Consider the following 15,635-nt stretch of genomic DNA (forward strand, 5'->3'; position numbering starts at 1 on the left):
GGTGCCGGAAGCAGGGACTCCCGGACGGGTGCCGGGAGCGGGGACTCCCGGACGAGTGCCGGAAGTGGGGACTCCCGGACAGTGCCAGGAGCGCAAGGCTCCCGAGCGGGTGCCGGAAGCAGGGACTCCCGGACGGGTGCCGGGAGCGGGGACTCCCGGACGAGTGCCGGAAGTGGGGACTCCCGGACAGTGCCAGGAGCGCAGGGCTCCCGGACGAGTGCCGGAAGTGGGGACTCCCGGACGAGTGCCGGGAGCGGGGACTCCCGGACGAGTGCCGGAAGTGGGGACTCCCGGACGGGTGCCGGGAGCGGGGACTCCCGAGCGGGTGCCGGGAGCGGGGACTCCCGAGCGGGTGCCGGAAGTGGGGGCTTCCGGACAGGCGCCGGGAATTCCGTCCCGGGCGGGCCGGGAAACCGCCCCGGCGAGGCCGGGGAACTGGCTCCCCGGATGCGGTGACTATCTCCCGGCCTGTGAGGGCGGTCACCCTTCCGTTCATTTAGTTCACGCTTACCGGGCGAGGCAGACTGACGGCATGCGCCTCCCCCGCGTCCCCACCCCCCGCAGCCTGGCCGGCCAGCTCTTCGCCATGCAGGCCGTGCTCATCGCGGTCCTGGTCGCCGGATACGCGCTCTTCACGTACATCAGCGACCGCAGCCAGGCCGAGGAGGCCGCGGGCCGCCAGGCCATGGCGGTCGCCCGCTCGGTCGCGGAAGCCCCGTCGGTCCGCGCGGCCATCCGCAGCCCGGACCCGACCCGGACCCTCCAGCCGTACGCGACCCGGGTGCAGCGGCACACCGGCGTGGACTTCGTGACGATCATGGATCCGCGGGGCATCCGCTGGACCCACCCGGACCGGAAGCTGATAGGCAGGCACTTCCTCGGCCACACGGCCCGCGCCCTGGAGGGCGAGTCGTTCACCGAGACGTACACCGGCACCCTCGGCCCGTCCGTCCGCGCGGTCACGCCGGTCACCGACGGGGGCCGCGTCGTCGGCCTGGTCAGCGCCGGCATCAAGGTCGAGGCCATCACGGCCCGGGTCCAGGACCAGGTCACGGCGCTGCTCGGGACCGCGGCCGGGGCACTCGCCCTCGGCGCCGTCGGCACGTACGTGATCAACGCCCGGCTGCGCCGCCACACCCACGGCATGAACGCCGCCGAGCTCAGCCGCATGCACGACTACCACCAGGCCGCCCTGCACGCCGTACGCGAGGGCCTGCTGATGCTGGACGGGCAGTACCGGGTGGCGCTGATCAACGACGGGGGCCGGGAACTGCTGGGGGTCACCGGCGAGGTCGTCGGCCAGTCGGTTGCCCGCCTCGGCCTGCCGGCGCCGCTGACCGGCGCCCTGCTGTCCTCCGAGCCCCGGATGGACGAGGTGCATCTGACGGCCACCCGGGTGCTGGTGCTGAACACCTCGCCGGTGTCGGGCGGCGAGCGCCGGGGCACCGTGGTGACCCTGCGCGACGTCACGGAACTGCAGTCCCTGATGGGCGAGCTGGACTCCGAGCGCGGGTTCACCCAGGCGCTGCGCTCGCAGGCGCACGAGGCGGCGAACCGGCTGCACACGGTGGTGTCCCTGATCGAGCTGGGGCGTGCCGGGGAGGCCGTCGGCTTCGCCACGGCGGAGCTGGAACTGGCGCAGGCGCTGACGGACCGGGTGGTGGCGGCGGTCAGCGAGCCGGTGCTGGCGGCGCTGCTCCTGGGCAAGGCGGCGCAGGCCAACGAGCGGGGCGTCGAGCTGGTGGTGTCCGAGGAGAGCGGCCTCGACGACGGACTGCTGCCGCCCTCGCTCCCGGCCCGGGACCTCGTGACGATCCTGGGGAACCTGATCGACAACGCGGTGGACGCGGCCCAGGGGACGGTGGGCGCCCGGGTGACGGTGACGGCCCGCACGGACGAGGACGGCCTGGTCCTGCGGGTCGCCGACACGGGGGAGGGAGTGGCTCCCGCGCACGCGGAGGCCGTCTTCCAGCGGGGCTGGTCGACGAAACCGGCGGGGCCCGGCGGGCGGGGGCTGGGGCTGGCCCTCGTACGCCAGGCGGTGAGCCGTCACGGTGGTGCGCTCGGCGTGACGGAGGCAGCCGGGGGCGGGGCGGAGTTCGAGGTGCGGATGCCGTTGCCTACGGTGGGCTCCACCGCGAACCGCTCGAACCCCGCGAACCCTTCCACGCCGGACCCCACGAACCCGACCGGGAACGGGCGCGCCGGCCCACCCGCGCCGGACCCCGCGGCCCCGCCCGCCCCGGACCTCTCCGACCCGCCCACGGAGGGGCCCGCCACCCCCGTCCGCCCCGGTGACCGCGTGCCCGGGGCCGCCGGCCCCGCCCTGCCTGGAGGCGACGCATGACCGAGCCGATACGTGTACTCGTCGTGGAGGACGACCCGGTCGCCGCCGACGCGCACGTCATGTACGTCGGCCGCGTGCCCGGCTTCACCGCGGTCGGCAAGGCCCACACCGGCGCGGAGGCACGGCGCGCGCTGGACCGTACGCCGGTGGACCTGCTGCTGCTCGACCTGCACCTGCCGGACGGGCACGGGCTGCAGCTCGCCCGCTCCCTGCGGGCCGCCGGCTATCACGCGGACGTGATAGCCGTGACGTCCGCGCGGGATCTGGCCGTGGTGCGGGAGGGCGTCTCCCTCGGGGTGGTCCAGTACGTGCTGAAGCCGTTCACCTTCGGGACCCTGCGGGACCGGCTCGTGCGGTACGCGGAGTTCCGCGCGGCGGCGGGCGAGGCCAGCGGGCAGGACGAGGTGGACCGGGCGCTGGCGGCCCTGCGCGCGCCGGGTCCCGCGGCGCTGCCGAAGGGACTCAGCGCACCCACGCTGGAGCGGGTGACGCTCACGCTGCGGGATTCCGGCGAGGGTCTGACCGCGGCGGGCGCCGCCGAGGCCGTGGGCATCTCCCGGATCACGGCACGCCGCTACCTGGAACACCTGGTCGACGCGGGCTGGGCGGTGCGCAGTCCGCTGTACGGACAGGTCGGACGACCGGAGCTGGTGTACCGGTGGGTGGAGGACCGGCCGAAGCAGAGACGCACAGACGCGTGACGACCGCGCCCGCCCGATGCACGGACGCGGTCAGCCGCCCCCCTCCCCGCGCGCGGACGCGGTGACGCCCGCCCGCCTCCCCCCGCCGGTCGCCGGTCGCCGGTCGCCGGTCGCCAACCATCCGGCTGTGCAAGGTCATTGACCTGACTAGACCATTCCTCTTACGTTCACGGGGCAGACAGACTCGGCCGACGAAGGCCCGTAGGAGGTCGTGCCCGTGCGCCCCACCGCCGCCCGCCCCCGTAGCACCGCCCCGCCGCTCCTCGCCGCTCTGCTCACGCTCCCCGCCGCCCTGGCCCTGACCGCCTGCGGCGGCGGGTCCGGCAGCGATCCGGACACGGTGAAGGTGTCCTTCAAGCAGTCCACCGACAACTCGGTCAAGGTGATGGACACCTATCTGGCGGACATCAAGAGGCAGTTCGAGAAGGCGAACCCGGGCAAGAAGGTCGAGCTCGTCCCGATCAAGGCCCCGGACTCCGAGTACTACACGAAGCTCCAGCAGATGCTGCGGTCGCCGAAGACCGCTCCCGACCTGGTCTACGAGGACACCTTCCTCATCAACTCCGACATCACCAGCGGGTACTTGAAGCCGCTCGACGGCTACCTCGCCAAGTGGGACGACTGGGACCGGTTCGTCGGCACGGCCAAGGCGGCGGCGAAGGCGCAGGACGGAAAGACGTACGGCGTCCCGGACGGCACGGACACCCGCGGGCTCTGGTTCGACAAGGGGATCTTCGCGAAGGCGGGACTGCCCGCCGACTGGCGGCCGAAGACGTGGGACGACGTCCTCACCGCCGCGCGCACGATCAGGAAGAAGGTCCCCGGCGTCACCCCGCTCAACGTCTACACGGGCAAGCCCGCGGGCGAGGCCGCCACCATGCAGGGCTTCGAGATGCTGCTGTACGGGACGGGCGACGGGACGTCGGATCCCCTGTACGACGAGGCGTCCAAGAAGTGGATCACCGGGAGCCGGGCGTTCAGGGACGCCCTCACCTTCGTGGAGACGGTCTACCGGGAGAAGCTCGGCCCGGACGTCTCCGACGCCCTCGACCCGAACTTCGGCACCAGGGTCCGCGGCGAACTCCTCCCGAAGGGGAAGCTCGGCATCGACCTGGACGGCAGCTGGCTGCCGCAGGACTGGGGCAGGGGCGCCGGGCACGAGTGGCCCGAGTGGTCGCGCAAGCTCGGCCTCGCCCCGATGCCGACGCAGACCGGCCAGGCTCCCGGCAAGGTGAGCATGTCCGGCGGCTGGACGTGGTCGATCCCGGCGAAGGCGGCCAACCCAGACCTGGCGTTCGAGTTCATCGAGACGATGCAGACCAAGGCGAACGCCCAGAAGTGGTACATCGCCAACTCCGGGATCGCGGTGCGCGAGGACGTCGCCTCCGACCCCGCGTACCTGAAGGCGCAGCCCGGCATCGAGTTCTTCACGGACCTGGTCGCGAGCACGCACTACCGGCCCGCGTACCCGGCTTACCCGAAGGTCTCCACCGCGATCCAGGAGGCCATGGAGGGGGTGACGACGGGCGACAGCTCGGTCGAGGAGGCGGCGAGCGGCTACGACGAGGAACTGAAGTCCGCCACCGACGGACAAGTGACGTCGAAGTGAGCGTCGGCACCCGGGCGGACCGGCACCCGGGTCCGGGCGGGCGAGGCGCCCCGGTTCCGGTCCCGCCGGCCGGCCCGGGGACCGCGCCTCCGCGGCGGGGCGGCCCGGGCCGCTCCCTGGTGCGGGTGCTCCCCCTCACCCCCGCCGTCGTCCTCCTGCTCCTGTTCCTCGCCGGACCGATCGGCTACTGCGGCTACATCGCCTTCACCGATCTCCAGCTCACCGGCCAGGCCCACTCGTCCTTCACCGGCCTCGACAACTTCCGGACCGCCTTCCGGGACGAGGCGTTCCTGAACGCGGTCCGGCTCACCCTCGTCTTCACGGTGCTCTCCTCGCTCGTCGGCCAGAACACCCTGGGCCTGGCTCTCGCCGCGCTGATGCGGCGCGCGTCGAAGCCGGTGCGCACGCTGGTCGGCGGCATCGTCATCACGGCGTGGGTGCTGCCGGAGGTGGTGGCGGGTTTCCTGCTCTACGCCTTCTTCCGCCGCGAGGGCACGCTGAACGCGCTCCTGGACTGGCTCCACCTGCCGTCCCAGAACTGGCTGTTCACGCTGCCGATCCTCGCGGTGTCCTTCGCGAACGTGTGGCGGGGCACGGCGTTCTCGATGCTGGTGTACTCGGCGGCCCTGAACGAGATCCCGAAGGAGATCACGGAGGCGGCGGAGGTGGACGGCGCGGGCGGCTGGCGCCGCATGTGGCACATCACGCTCCCGCTGATCCGCCGCTCCATCGGCACGAACCTGATGCTGAACACGCTGCAGACGCTGTCGGTGTTCGGGCTGATCTGGGTCATGACGCGGGGCGGCCCCGGTGGCAGGAGCCAGACGCTCCCCCTGTTCATGTACGAACAGGCCTTCCAGAAAAGCATGATCGGTTACGGGACGGCGGTGGCCCTGCTGCTCCTGGTGGTCGGCTCCCTGTTCTCCCTCGTGTACCTGCGCCTGCTGCGGACGGAGGTCTGAGATGGCGTCGCCGGCCCGGGTCGTCAAGCGCGGCGCCAGGTCCCGTCACGCGGGCCGGCGACTGGCGGCGGACGCCGGCCTGCTCGCCGTGGCGGCCGCGTTCGCGCTGCCGCTGGCCTGGGTGGTCCTGTCCTCGCTGGACGCGCACGCGGACCTGCGGGTGAAGGCACCGGACGGGGTCACCCTCGCCAACTTCGACGCGGTCCTGACGCGGGACATCATCTTCACCCCCCTGCTCAACAGTCTGATCCTGTGCGGCGGCGGCACGCTGCTGACGGTGGTGTGCGCGGCGCTGGCCGCCTATCCGCTGTCGCGGTTCCGCTCCCGCCTCAACCGCCCGTTCCTGCTGACCATCCTGTTCGCGACGAGCCTGCCGATCACGGCGATCATGGTCCCGGTCTACGCGCTGTTCGTCCGGGTGAACCTCATCGACACGGCGCAGGGCACGATCTTCTTCTTCGCCGCCTCCCAACTCCCCTTCGCCATCTGGCTGATGAAGAACTTCATGGACGGCGTGCCGAAGGAGCTGGAGGAGGCGGCCTGGACGGACGGGGCGTCGTCCTTCCAGTCGCTGCTGCGGATCGTGCTCCCGCTGATGGGGCCGGGCGTCGCGGTGGTGACGGTCTTCTCGTTCGTGATGATGTGGGGGAACTTCTTCGTCCCCTTCATGCTGCTGCTCACCCCGGACCAGATGCCCGCCTCCGTGAGCATCAACGAGTTCTTCGGGAACCGCGGAATGGTGGTGTACGGGCAGCTGGCGGCGTTCTCCGTGGTCTACTCGACGCCCGTGCTGCTGCTGTACGTGCTGGTCGCGCGACGGCTGGGCGGCGGGTTCGCGCTGGGCGGAGCCGTGAAGGGGTGAGCCTCTCCCGCCCCGGGCCACCCGTGAACGGCCCCCCGTCCCCCGCCTACACAAGCACCCGGAGACACCCGACGATCTCCGGCCACGGCACACCGACGGCTGAAACCGTATGTTCCTACAATGCGTGTTTGTGGCCGAACAGACCGTAGTCATTGCAGCCCCGCACCCATAGCTTGTGCCCGTGCACCAGCCGCCTGCCCCCCAGCCCACCCCGCCCTTCAACGCCCTCGCCGCCCGCCGACTGCGCGCCGGGCTCGGCATGGGACCCGAACACGTCGCGTACGGACTGCGCGCCTCGTACGGGCTGCCCTATGTCACGCCCGATCTCGTCGTCGCCTGGGAGCGGGGCATCGCCGCACCGAGCAGTCCCGAACTCACCGCGCTCGCCGCCGTGCTGTGGTGTTCACCGGGTGAACTCATCGGCAGACCGCGGACCTTGCGCGAGCACCGCATCGCGCGCGGCCTCGCCCCCGAGGACGTCGCCCGCACCGTAGGGCTGGAACTCCTCGCGTACCAGCGGATGGAGGAGACCGACGAGTGGCGGGGCAGCGAGCGGCAGTCGAGCGCGCTCGCCGAGCTGCTCGACCTCTCGCTGCCCGACTTCGTCACGGTGACCGGGCGCGACGGGAAGCTCGGGGAGCTGCTGCGCAGCGCGGTGACGACGCGCTGGCAGGCGTACGTACGCCCGGTGGGCAAGACGGTGCCCCTGGACCGGCGGCTGCTGGAGGACGCCCTCCAGGAGCTGCACACCGAGTACCAGGGGCAGATGGCGGCCACACTGAGCTGGGCCGGCGGCTCGGCGGCGGGCGACTCCAGCGACGCCGGCCGGGACTTCATGGACCGGATCGTCGACCACTTCTGGTCGACGATCCAGCGCAGCACGTACTGAGGACGGGAACACGCGACCGCGCCGCGCTCCCCGGTCGTCCGCAGGGGCCTAGAAGACCGACTCCGCCTCGTCGATCCGGTCCTTGGGGACGGTCTTCAGCTCGACGACCGCCTCCGCGAGCGGCACCATCTCGACCTCCGTGCCGCGCAGTGCGGTCATGCGGCCGAAGTCACCGCGGTGCGCGGCCTCGACCGCGTGCCAGCCGAAGCGGGTGGCCAGCACCCGGTCGTACGCGGTCGGCGTGCCGCCGCGCTGGATGTGGCCGAGGATGACCGGCTTGGCCTCCTTGCCGAGCCGGCGCTCCAGCTCGTACGCGAGAGCCGTGCCGATGCCCTGGAAGCGCTCGTGGCCGAACTGGTCGATCGCGCCGTGCCCGTAGTCCATGGTGCCCTCGGCGGGGTGGGCGCCCTCGGCGACGCAGATGACGGCGAACTTCTTGCCGCGCGCGAAGCGCTCCTCGACCATCGCGACGAGGTCGGAGGGGTCGAAGGGCCGCTCGGGCAGGCAGATGCCGTGGGCGCCGGCGGCCATGCCGGACTCGAGGGCGATCCAGCCGGCGTGCCGGCCCATGACCTCGACGACCATGACGCGCTGGTGCGACTCGGCGGTGGTCTTGAGACGGTCCATCGCCTCGGTGGCGACGCCGACCGCCGTGTCGAAGCCGAAGGTGCGGTCCGTCGACGAGATGTCGTTGTCGATCGTCTTCGGTACGCCGACGACCGGCAGGCCCGCGTCCGACAGCATCCGGGCGGCGGTCAGGGTGCCCTCGCCGCCGATCGGGACGAGCACGTCGATGCCGAACTCGCGGGCCATGTCCTGCGCGTTCTCACAGGCCTCGCGGAGCCGGTCGCGCTGGAGCCGGGACGAGCCGAGAATGGTGCCGCCGCGGGCGAGGATGCCGCTGACCGCGTTGAGGTCGAGGGTGCGGTAGTGGCCGTCGAGCAGGCCGGCGTAGCCGTCCTCGAAGCCGATGACCTCGTCCCCGAAATTGGTGACCGCTCGGTGCACGACCGACCGGATCACTGCGTTCAGCCCCGGGCAGTCGCCGCCTGCGGTGAGAACTCCGATGCGCATCGTGCTGTGTCTCCTGCTCGCTGTTGGTACGTGTGAGCCAGACCGATTGTTTCACGCTCCCCGGGCGGCCGCCGCTCCCGTCCACCGGGCACGCACCGCCCCCGCGCCCCGTCGCGCGACCCCCGCGGAGCCCTTGTCCCGCCTCACCAGGACGTTCGGCCTGGCGGGCGCCCTAGCCAGCCGCGGAGGTATTGTCAAGAGGGTTCTGCTCACCATAGCGGGTATTTTTCCCGAGCCACGAGAAGCACCAAAGCCGGCCCAGTGATGAAACGGAGAGCACGCGTGACGCGCAGCGTGTACGTGACCGGGATCGACCGCGGCGACGGCCGCCAGGTCGTCGAGCTGGGAGTCATGGAACTCCTGACCCGCCAGGTGGACCGGGTGGGGGTGTTCCGTCCGCTCGTCCACGACGGTCCGGACCGGCTCTTCGAGCTGTTGCGCGCCCGCTACCGGCTCACGCAGGACCCGGCGACGGTGTACGGCATGGACTACTACGAGGCGTCCGCGCTCCAGGCCGAGCAGGGCACCGACGAACTGGTGTCGACCCTGGTGGACCGCTTCCACCTGGTCGCGCGCGACTACGACGTGGTCCTCGTTCTCGGCACCGACTTCGCGGACACCCAGTTCCCCGACGAGCTGGCGGTCAACGCCCGGCTCGCCAACGAGTTCGGCGCCTCCGTGATACCGGTCGTGGGCGGGCGCGGGCAGCCGGCCGAGTCGGTGCTCGCCGAGACCCGCAACGCCTACCGCGCCTACGACGGGCTCGGCTGCGACGTCCTCGCGATGGTCACCAACCGGGTCGCCCCCGCCGACCGCGCGAAGATCCACGAGCGTCTCGCCGACCGGCTGCCCGTGCCCTGTTACGTGCTCCCGGACGAGCCCGCGCTGTCCGCCCCCACGGTCTCCCAGATCACCCACGCCCTCGGCGGCAAGGTGCTGCTCGGCGACGAGTCGGGGCTGGCGCGCGACGCGCTCGACTTCGTCTTCGGCGGCGCGATGCTGCCGAACTTCCTGAACGCGCTGACGCCCGGCTGCCTGGTGGTGACCCCCGGCGACCGCGCCGACCTGGTGGTGGGCTCGCTCGCCGCGCACAGCGCCGGCACTCCCCCGATCGCGGGTGTCCTGCTCACCCTGAACGAGCGGCCCAGCGACGAGATCCTCACGCTGGCCGCGCGCCTCGCCCCCGGCACCCCGGTGGTCTCCGTGCCCGGCAACAGCTTCCCCACCGCCACCGAACTCTTCGGCCTGGAGGGCAAGCTGAACGCCGCTACCCCGCGCAAGGCGGAGACGGCGCTCGGTCTCTTCGAGCGGCACGTGGACACGAGCGAGCTGCTGAAGCGGGTGTCGGCGCCGAGCAGCACCCGCCTCACCCCGATGATGTTCGAGCACAAGCTCCTGGAGCAGGCCCGCTCCGACCTGCGCCGCGTCGTGCTGCCCGAGGGCACCGAGGCCCGCGTTCTGCACGCCGCCGAGGTGCTGCTGCGCCGGGGCGTGTGCGAGCTGACGCTGCTCGGCCCGGTAGACCAGATCCGCAAGAAGGCCGCCGACCTCGGTATCGACCTCGGCGGTGTGCAGATCGTCGACCCGCAGACCTCCGAGCTGCGGGACCGTTTCGCCGAGAAGTACGCCGGCCTGCGCGCCCACAAGGGCGTGACCGTGGAGCTGGCGTACGACGTCGTCGCGGACGTGAACTACTTCGGCACGCTGATGGTCGAGGAGGGGCTGGCCGACGGCATGGTGTCGGGGTCCGTGCACTCCACCGCGGCCACCATCCGCCCGGCCTTCGAGATCATCAAGACCAAGCCGGACGCGAAGATCGTCTCCTCCGTCTTCTTCATGTGCCTCGCCGACAAGGTCCTGGTCTACGGCGACTGCGCGGTGAACCCCGACCCGAACGCGCAGCAGCTCGCCGACATCGCCGTCCAGTCGGCCGCGACGGCCCGGCAGTTCGGCGTCGAGCCGCGGATCGCGATGCTGTCGTACTCGACCGGCACCTCCGGCTCGGGCGCGGACGTCGACAAGGTGCGCGAGGCGACCGAACTGGTCCGCACGCGCCGCCCCGACCTGAGCGTGGAGGGGCCGATCCAGTACGACGCGGCCGTGGAGCCGTCCGTCGCGGCCACCAAGCTGCCGGAGTCGGAGGTCGCCGGGCAGGCGTCCGTGCTGATCTTCCCGGACCTCAACACCGGCAACAACACCTACAAGGCCGTGCAGCGTTCGGCCGGCGCGATCGCCGTCGGCCCGGTGCTGCAGGGTCTGCGCAAGCCGGTCAACGACCTGTCCCGCGGCGCCCTCGTCCAGGACATCGTGAACACCGTCGCCATCACCGCGATCCAGTCCCAGACCCCGAGCGAGAAGGCCACCGCCCAGTGAGCTCCACCCGCGTCCTCGTCCTCAACTCCGGTTCCTCGTCGCTGAAGTACCAGCTGCTCGACATGCGCGACAGGACCCGGCTCGCCATGGGCCTGGCCGAGCGCATCGGCGAGCGCACCGGCCGGCTGAAGCACACCCCGCTCACCGGCGACGGCACCTCCCGGGAGACGACAGGTCCGATGGCCGACCACGAGGCCGCCCTGAAGGCCGTCGCGCAGGAGCTGGCGAACGACGGACTCGGCCTGGACTCCCCCGAGCTGGCGGCGATCGGCCACCGCGTGGTGCACGGCGGCAAGCTCTTCACCCGGCCCACCCTGATCGACGACTCCGTGCTCGCGGAGATCCAGCGGCTGATCCCGGTCGCCCCGCTGCACAACCCGGCCAACCTGACCGGCATCCTCACCGCCCGGGCGCTGCGCCCGGACCTGCCCCAGGTCGCCGTCTTCGACACCGCGTTCCACACGACGATGCCGGAGGAGGCGGCGCGCTACGCGATCGACGTGCGGACCGCCGACGAGCACCGCATCCGCCGGTACGGCTTCCACGGCACCTCGCACGCCTTCGTGTCGCGCGCCACGGCGCGGCTCCTCGGCAAGGACCCGTCCGAGGTGAACGTCATCGTGCTGCACCTGGGCAACGGGGCGTCGGCGTCCGCGGTGCGGCAGGGCCGGTGCGTGGACACCTCCATGGGGCTGACGCCCTTGGAGGGCCTCGTCATGGGTACGCGCTCCGGTGACATGGATCCGGCCGTCATCTTCCATTTGATGCGTGTTGGCGGGATGTCCACGGACGAGATCGACACTCTCCTCAACAAGAAGAGCGGTCTGGTCGGCCTGTGCGGCGACAACGACATGCGGGAGATCCGCCGCCGGGTCGACGAGGGCGACGAGCAGGCGCGGCTCGCCTTCGACATCTACATCCACCGTCTGAAGAAGTACATCGGCGCCTACTACGCGGTGCTCGGCCGGGTGGACGCGGTCGCCTTCACGGCCGGCGTCGGCGAGAACGCGGCGCCGGTGCGCGAGGCCGCGGTCGCGGGCCTTGAGGGGCTGGGGCTGGCGGTCGACGGCGAGCTGAACGCCGTACGGTCCGACGAGCCGCGGCTCATCTCCCCCGGGCACGCGCGGGTCGCGGTGGCCGTCGTACCGACCGACGAGGAACTGGAGATCGCCACGCAGACGTACGCACTCGTGGACGGGTCCGCCGACCGGTCCGACGGCCTCACCTGAGCGGCCTCCCGCCCCTTTGTATCTTCCGCCAGACGGAATATTCCGTAGCGAAACAAACCGATAGGATCGCCCTATGCGCCGTTCGAAAATCGTCTGTACCCTCGGCCCCGCGGTCGACTCCCACGAGCAGCTCGTCGCGCTGATCAAGGCCGGCATGAACGTTGCCCGTTTCAACTTCAGCCACGGCTCGCACTCCGAGCACCAGGGCCGCTACGAGCGGGTCCGGGCCGCCGCCGCCGAGACGGGCCGCGCCATCGGCGTGCTCGCCGACCTCCAGGGCCCGAAGATCCGTCTGGAGACCTTCGCCGAGGGCCCCGTCGAGCTGGTGCGCGGTGACGAGTTCACCATCACCACCGAGGACGTCCCCGGCGACAAGACGGTCTGCGGCACGACCTACAAGGGTCTGCCCGGCGACGTCTCCAAGGGCGACCAGATCCTGATCAACGACGGCAACGTCGAGCTGCGGGTGGTCGAGGTCGACGGCGCCCGGGTCAAGACGGTCGTCATCGAGGGCGGTGTCATCTCCGACCACAAGGGCATCAACCTGCCCGGCACGGCGGTGAACGTGCCCGCGCTGTCCGAGAAGGACATCGACGACCTGCGCTTCGCCCTGAGGATGGGCTGCGACCTGGTCGCGCTCTCCTTCGTGCGGGACGCCCACGACGTGAACGACGTCCACAAGATCATGGACGAGGAGGGCCGCCGGGTCCCCGTCATCGCCAAGGTGGAGAAGCCGCAGGCGGTGGAGAACATGGAGGCCGTCGTGGCCGCCTTCGACGGTGTCATGGTCGCCCGCGGCGACCTGGCCGTCGAGTACCCGCTGGAGAAGGTCCCGATGGTGCAGAAGCGCCTGGTGGAGCTGTGCCGGCGCAACGCCAAGCCGGTGATCGTCGCGACCCAGATGATGGAGTCGATGATCACCAACTCCCGCCCGACGCGCGCCGAGGCCTCCGACGTCGCCAACGCGATCCTGGACGGCGCGGACGCGGTCATGCTGTCGGCCGAGTCCAGCGTCGGCGCGTATCCCCTCGAGACCGTGAAGACGATGTCGAAGATCGTCATCGCGGCCGAGCAGGAGCTGCTCTCCAAGGGCCTGCAGCCGCTCGTCCCCGGCAAGAAGCCGCGCACGCAGGGCGGTTCGGTGGCGCGCGCCGCCGCCGAGATCGCCGACTTCCTCGGCGGCAAGGGCCTGGTGGCCTTCACCGAGTCCGGCGACACGGCCCGCCGGCTGTCCCGCTACCGCGCCGCGCAGCCCATCCTGGCGTTCACCACGGACGAGGGCACCCGCAACCAGCTGACGCTGAGCTGGGGCGTCGAGTCCCACGTCGTGCCGTTCGTGAACAGCACCGACGAGATGGTCGACCTCGTCGACTCCGAGCTGCGCAAGCTCAACGTCTTCGACGAGGGTGACGTCGTCGTGATGACCGCGGGTTCGCCCCCCGGCGTCCCGGGCACCACCAACATGGTCCGGGTGCACCACCTGGGCGGCACCGGCCGCGACTGATCCGGTCCCCGTACGACGCCGAGGGCGCCCCCCGTGACGGGGGGCGCCCTCGGCGTCCGTGCGGGGCCGCGGGTCGGGCGCGGGGGCCCGTGCGCACGACGAAGACCGCGACCCGGCCCTCGCGTCGGCGAGGAACCGGGCCGCGGCCCGTGTGCGGCTCCCGAGCGGGTCCTTGGGCCGGCCTTCCGGGCCGGCGGGTGCGGCGGTCAGCCGGTGGTGTACTGGTGCAGCCCCGGCACGGTCAGGTCTCCGCCGAACTGACCGGCCTGCACGACCTTCACCTTGGTGAAGTAGATCAGCGGGATGTTCAGCGGCGGCGGGTTGTCCGGGTCGAAGGTGACCGGGATCAGACCGAGCAGGTTGCCGGAGATGCTCTCCGTGTACATGACGGTCTTGCCGTTGCGGATGGTGGACGTCGAGCCCTTGGCCGCCTGGACGTGGTACGTCCTGCCGGCCTGCTTGTCGTCGACCGTCTGGTGCAGGTCGCCGATGTCGGTGCCGTCGGAGATCACGTACTTGAGGACCTTCTTGACGGTGCCGTTGGCGGTGCGCACCTTCACGATGCCCTGGTAGTCGGCGCCCTTGAGCAGCAGCGAGCTGGCGTTCAGGTACCACGGGTCGTCGGGCAGGGACACGGTCTTCTCGACCCCGCCCTCCTCGTCGGTGGCCGTCGGGCAGCCCTCGGCGTCCGCGCTCTCGCTCGCGGAGGGGCTCGGAGAGGCGCTCGGGGAGGCGGTTGCCTCGTCGGTGGCCTCCGCCGCCTTCTCCGTGGCGTCCTCGGCCGTCTTCGTCGCCGTGCCGGTGGTGTCCTTCACGGTGTCCTCGGCCGTCCCGGTGGCCTTGCCGGCCGTGTCCTCGACGGGGTCGGACGCCTCCTTGCCGGGGGCGGCCGTGGCGGAGGCGGACGGCGTGGGGGTGGCGCTCGGCTTCTCGTCGGGCGTGAGGACGTCCTTGATGGCGTCGCCGATGCCCAGCGGGTCCAGCGGGTTCTTGCTGTTGCTCTCGGACGGTGCCGCGGTCGCCTTCGGCGTGTCGTCGCCACCGCTCTGGGACGTCCTGCTCGGGGACGGCGTCGGCGTGGACTCGGCCTTGTCGTCGGAACCTGAATCCGGCGAAGAGGTCTTGTCCGGGGTCGCCGTGGCCGAGGGAGCGGGCTCCGTCGCGTCGGCGCTCTCCGAGGCGGAAGCGGATGCGGACGGCGACGGGGAGGCCGACGGCTTCTCGGATCCGTCCAGCGCCTCGACGCACTTCTGGTACTCGTCCGCCGTCAGGCTCTTGGACGACGGGTGGTCCTCGGCCTGCGCGAGCGTCGGCGTCAGTCCCATTCCCATCAGGACGGCCGTCGGCATGGCCGCCAGGGCTATCGCCTTGCCGGCCGGCACGTGGAACCTGGTGAACAACGGCTTCCTGGGCGCCGCGTGGCGCGGCCCGGTTCTCACAGCGGACTCGTCCACGGCCGTCCCGTGGGTCAGCTCGTCAGCCGGCACTGTGCCTCCCGTTCGCCCCGTTGACCGGGTTCGTTCCTGACAGATCGTTCGGCTCGTTCGGCTGGACGGACTTGCTCAGTCCGGGCACGGGCCCGGTGGCCATACTGTCGGGGGCCTCGCTCGTGCGGGCCGCTCCGGCCGGCTCCTTGACCCGCGCTCCGGGCGCCCAGGAGACCGCCATCGCCCCGCCGATCAGGGCGAGCAGGAAACCGATCAGGAAACCGCCGAGGTTCGACACCGGGATGGACACCAGGGCCAGGAGGATCGCCGCGACACCCGCGAAGGTGCGCACGTGCTTCTGGAACCAGAGGGTGAGCCCCAGCACCACGAGCAGCACGCCGATGATCAGGGACCCCGCGCCCGCGGTGGTGGCCATGGCCAGCGTCAGATGGCCGATCTGCAGATTCGCGTACGGGAAGTAGGCGATGGGCAGCCCGCTGAGCAGGACGAACAGGCCGGCCCAGAACGGCCGGTCACCTCGCCAGGCACGGAATCGCAGCCTCTGCTGGGTGGACTGGCCGGGCGCGGCAGGAGTCTCGGCGCTCATGGAAAACAGCTCCCTGGAACGGCTTTGCTGTGAGAAGTACGCGTACTGCGG

The 15,635-nt window shown here is 71.5% G+C and carries 12 protein-coding genes; 9 read left to right on the plus strand and 3 right to left on the minus strand.

Features of this window, described 5'->3' with window-relative positions; all coding sequences use genetic code 11:
• The first annotated feature begins 532 nt into the window (after nt 1-532).
• The 6 genes from AC069T_RS23915 to AC069T_RS23940 all read left to right on the plus strand — a co-directional run bounded on the left by AC069T_RS23915 (nt 533) and on the right by AC069T_RS23940 (nt 7,370).
• A complete protein-coding gene (locus AC069T_RS23915; protein ID WP_478784664.1) occupies nt 533-2,347 on the plus strand; it encodes a sensor histidine kinase in 1,815 nt (604 codons plus the stop codon).
• Complete coding sequence (locus tag AC069T_RS23920) at nt 2,344-3,048, plus strand: response regulator (protein WP_478784665.1); 705 nt, start codon at nt 2,344-2,346, stop codon at nt 3,046-3,048. Before AC069T_RS23915 ends, AC069T_RS23920 begins: the two co-directional genes overlap by 4 nt.
• A 217-nt stretch (nt 3,049-3,265) precedes the next feature.
• Nucleotides 3,266-4,657, plus strand: a complete 1,392-nt coding sequence (locus AC069T_RS23925) for an ABC transporter substrate-binding protein (RefSeq protein WP_478784666.1) — start codon at nt 3,266-3,268, stop codon at nt 4,655-4,657.
• Nucleotides 4,654-5,619 carry a carbohydrate ABC transporter permease gene (locus tag AC069T_RS23930; protein WP_478784667.1) on the plus strand — a complete coding sequence of 322 codons (966 nt, stop codon included), beginning with the start codon at nt 4,654-4,656 and terminating at the stop codon, nt 5,617-5,619. Before AC069T_RS23925 ends, AC069T_RS23930 begins: the two co-directional genes overlap by 4 nt.
• 1 nt (nt 5,620) lies before the next feature.
• Nucleotides 5,621-6,481 carry a carbohydrate ABC transporter permease gene (locus tag AC069T_RS23935; protein ID WP_478784668.1) on the plus strand — a complete coding sequence of 287 codons (861 nt, stop codon included), beginning with the start codon at nt 5,621-5,623 and terminating at the stop codon, nt 6,479-6,481.
• A gap of 259 nt (nt 6,482-6,740) precedes the next feature.
• Nucleotides 6,741-7,370 carry an XRE family transcriptional regulator gene (locus AC069T_RS23940; RefSeq protein ID WP_478784750.1) on the plus strand — a complete coding sequence of 210 codons (630 nt, stop codon included), beginning with the start codon at nt 6,741-6,743 and terminating at the stop codon, nt 7,368-7,370.
• A gap of 48 nt (nt 7,371-7,418) precedes the next feature.
• On the opposite strand, the gene AC069T_RS23945 is transcribed toward AC069T_RS23940, so the two are convergent.
• Nucleotides 7,419-8,444 (minus strand): ATP-dependent 6-phosphofructokinase, encoded by a 1,026-nt coding sequence (locus AC069T_RS23945; protein ID WP_478784669.1) that lies wholly within the window; start codon nt 8,442-8,444, stop codon nt 7,419-7,421.
• Between the two features lie 282 nt (nt 8,445-8,726).
• Here AC069T_RS23945 and pta point away from each other — a divergent pair, with 282 nt between their 5' ends.
• From pta to pyk, 3 genes are all read left to right on the plus strand, one after another.
• Nucleotides 8,727-10,817, plus strand: coding sequence for a phosphate acetyltransferase (gene pta / locus AC069T_RS23950; RefSeq protein ID WP_478784670.1), 2,091 nt, complete (start codon nt 8,727-8,729; stop codon nt 10,815-10,817).
• Nucleotides 10,814-12,046 (plus strand): acetate kinase, encoded by a 1,233-nt coding sequence (locus tag AC069T_RS23955; RefSeq protein ID WP_478784671.1) that lies wholly within the window; start codon nt 10,814-10,816, stop codon nt 12,044-12,046. The genes pta and AC069T_RS23955 overlap by 4 nt, the downstream gene beginning before the upstream one ends.
• 73 nt (nt 12,047-12,119) lie before the next feature.
• Nucleotides 12,120-13,550, plus strand: coding sequence for a pyruvate kinase (pyk, locus tag AC069T_RS23960; RefSeq protein WP_478784672.1), 1,431 nt, complete (start codon nt 12,120-12,122; stop codon nt 13,548-13,550).
• 206 nt (nt 13,551-13,756) lie between these two features.
• Here pyk and AC069T_RS23965 read toward each other — a convergent pair whose 3' ends face one another.
• Both AC069T_RS23965 and AC069T_RS23970 read right to left on the minus strand, forming a co-directional pair.
• Nucleotides 13,757-15,037, minus strand: a complete 1,281-nt coding sequence (locus AC069T_RS23965; RefSeq protein WP_478784673.1) for a hypothetical protein — start codon at nt 15,035-15,037, stop codon at nt 13,757-13,759.
• Nucleotides 15,027-15,584 (minus strand): DUF6114 domain-containing protein, encoded by a 558-nt coding sequence (locus AC069T_RS23970; RefSeq protein WP_478784674.1) that lies wholly within the window; start codon nt 15,582-15,584, stop codon nt 15,027-15,029. The genes AC069T_RS23965 and AC069T_RS23970 overlap by 11 nt, the downstream gene beginning before the upstream one ends.
• Nucleotides 15,585-15,635 lie beyond the last annotated feature (51 nt).

The organism is Streptomyces sp. NPDC043867, assembly GCF_056435845.1.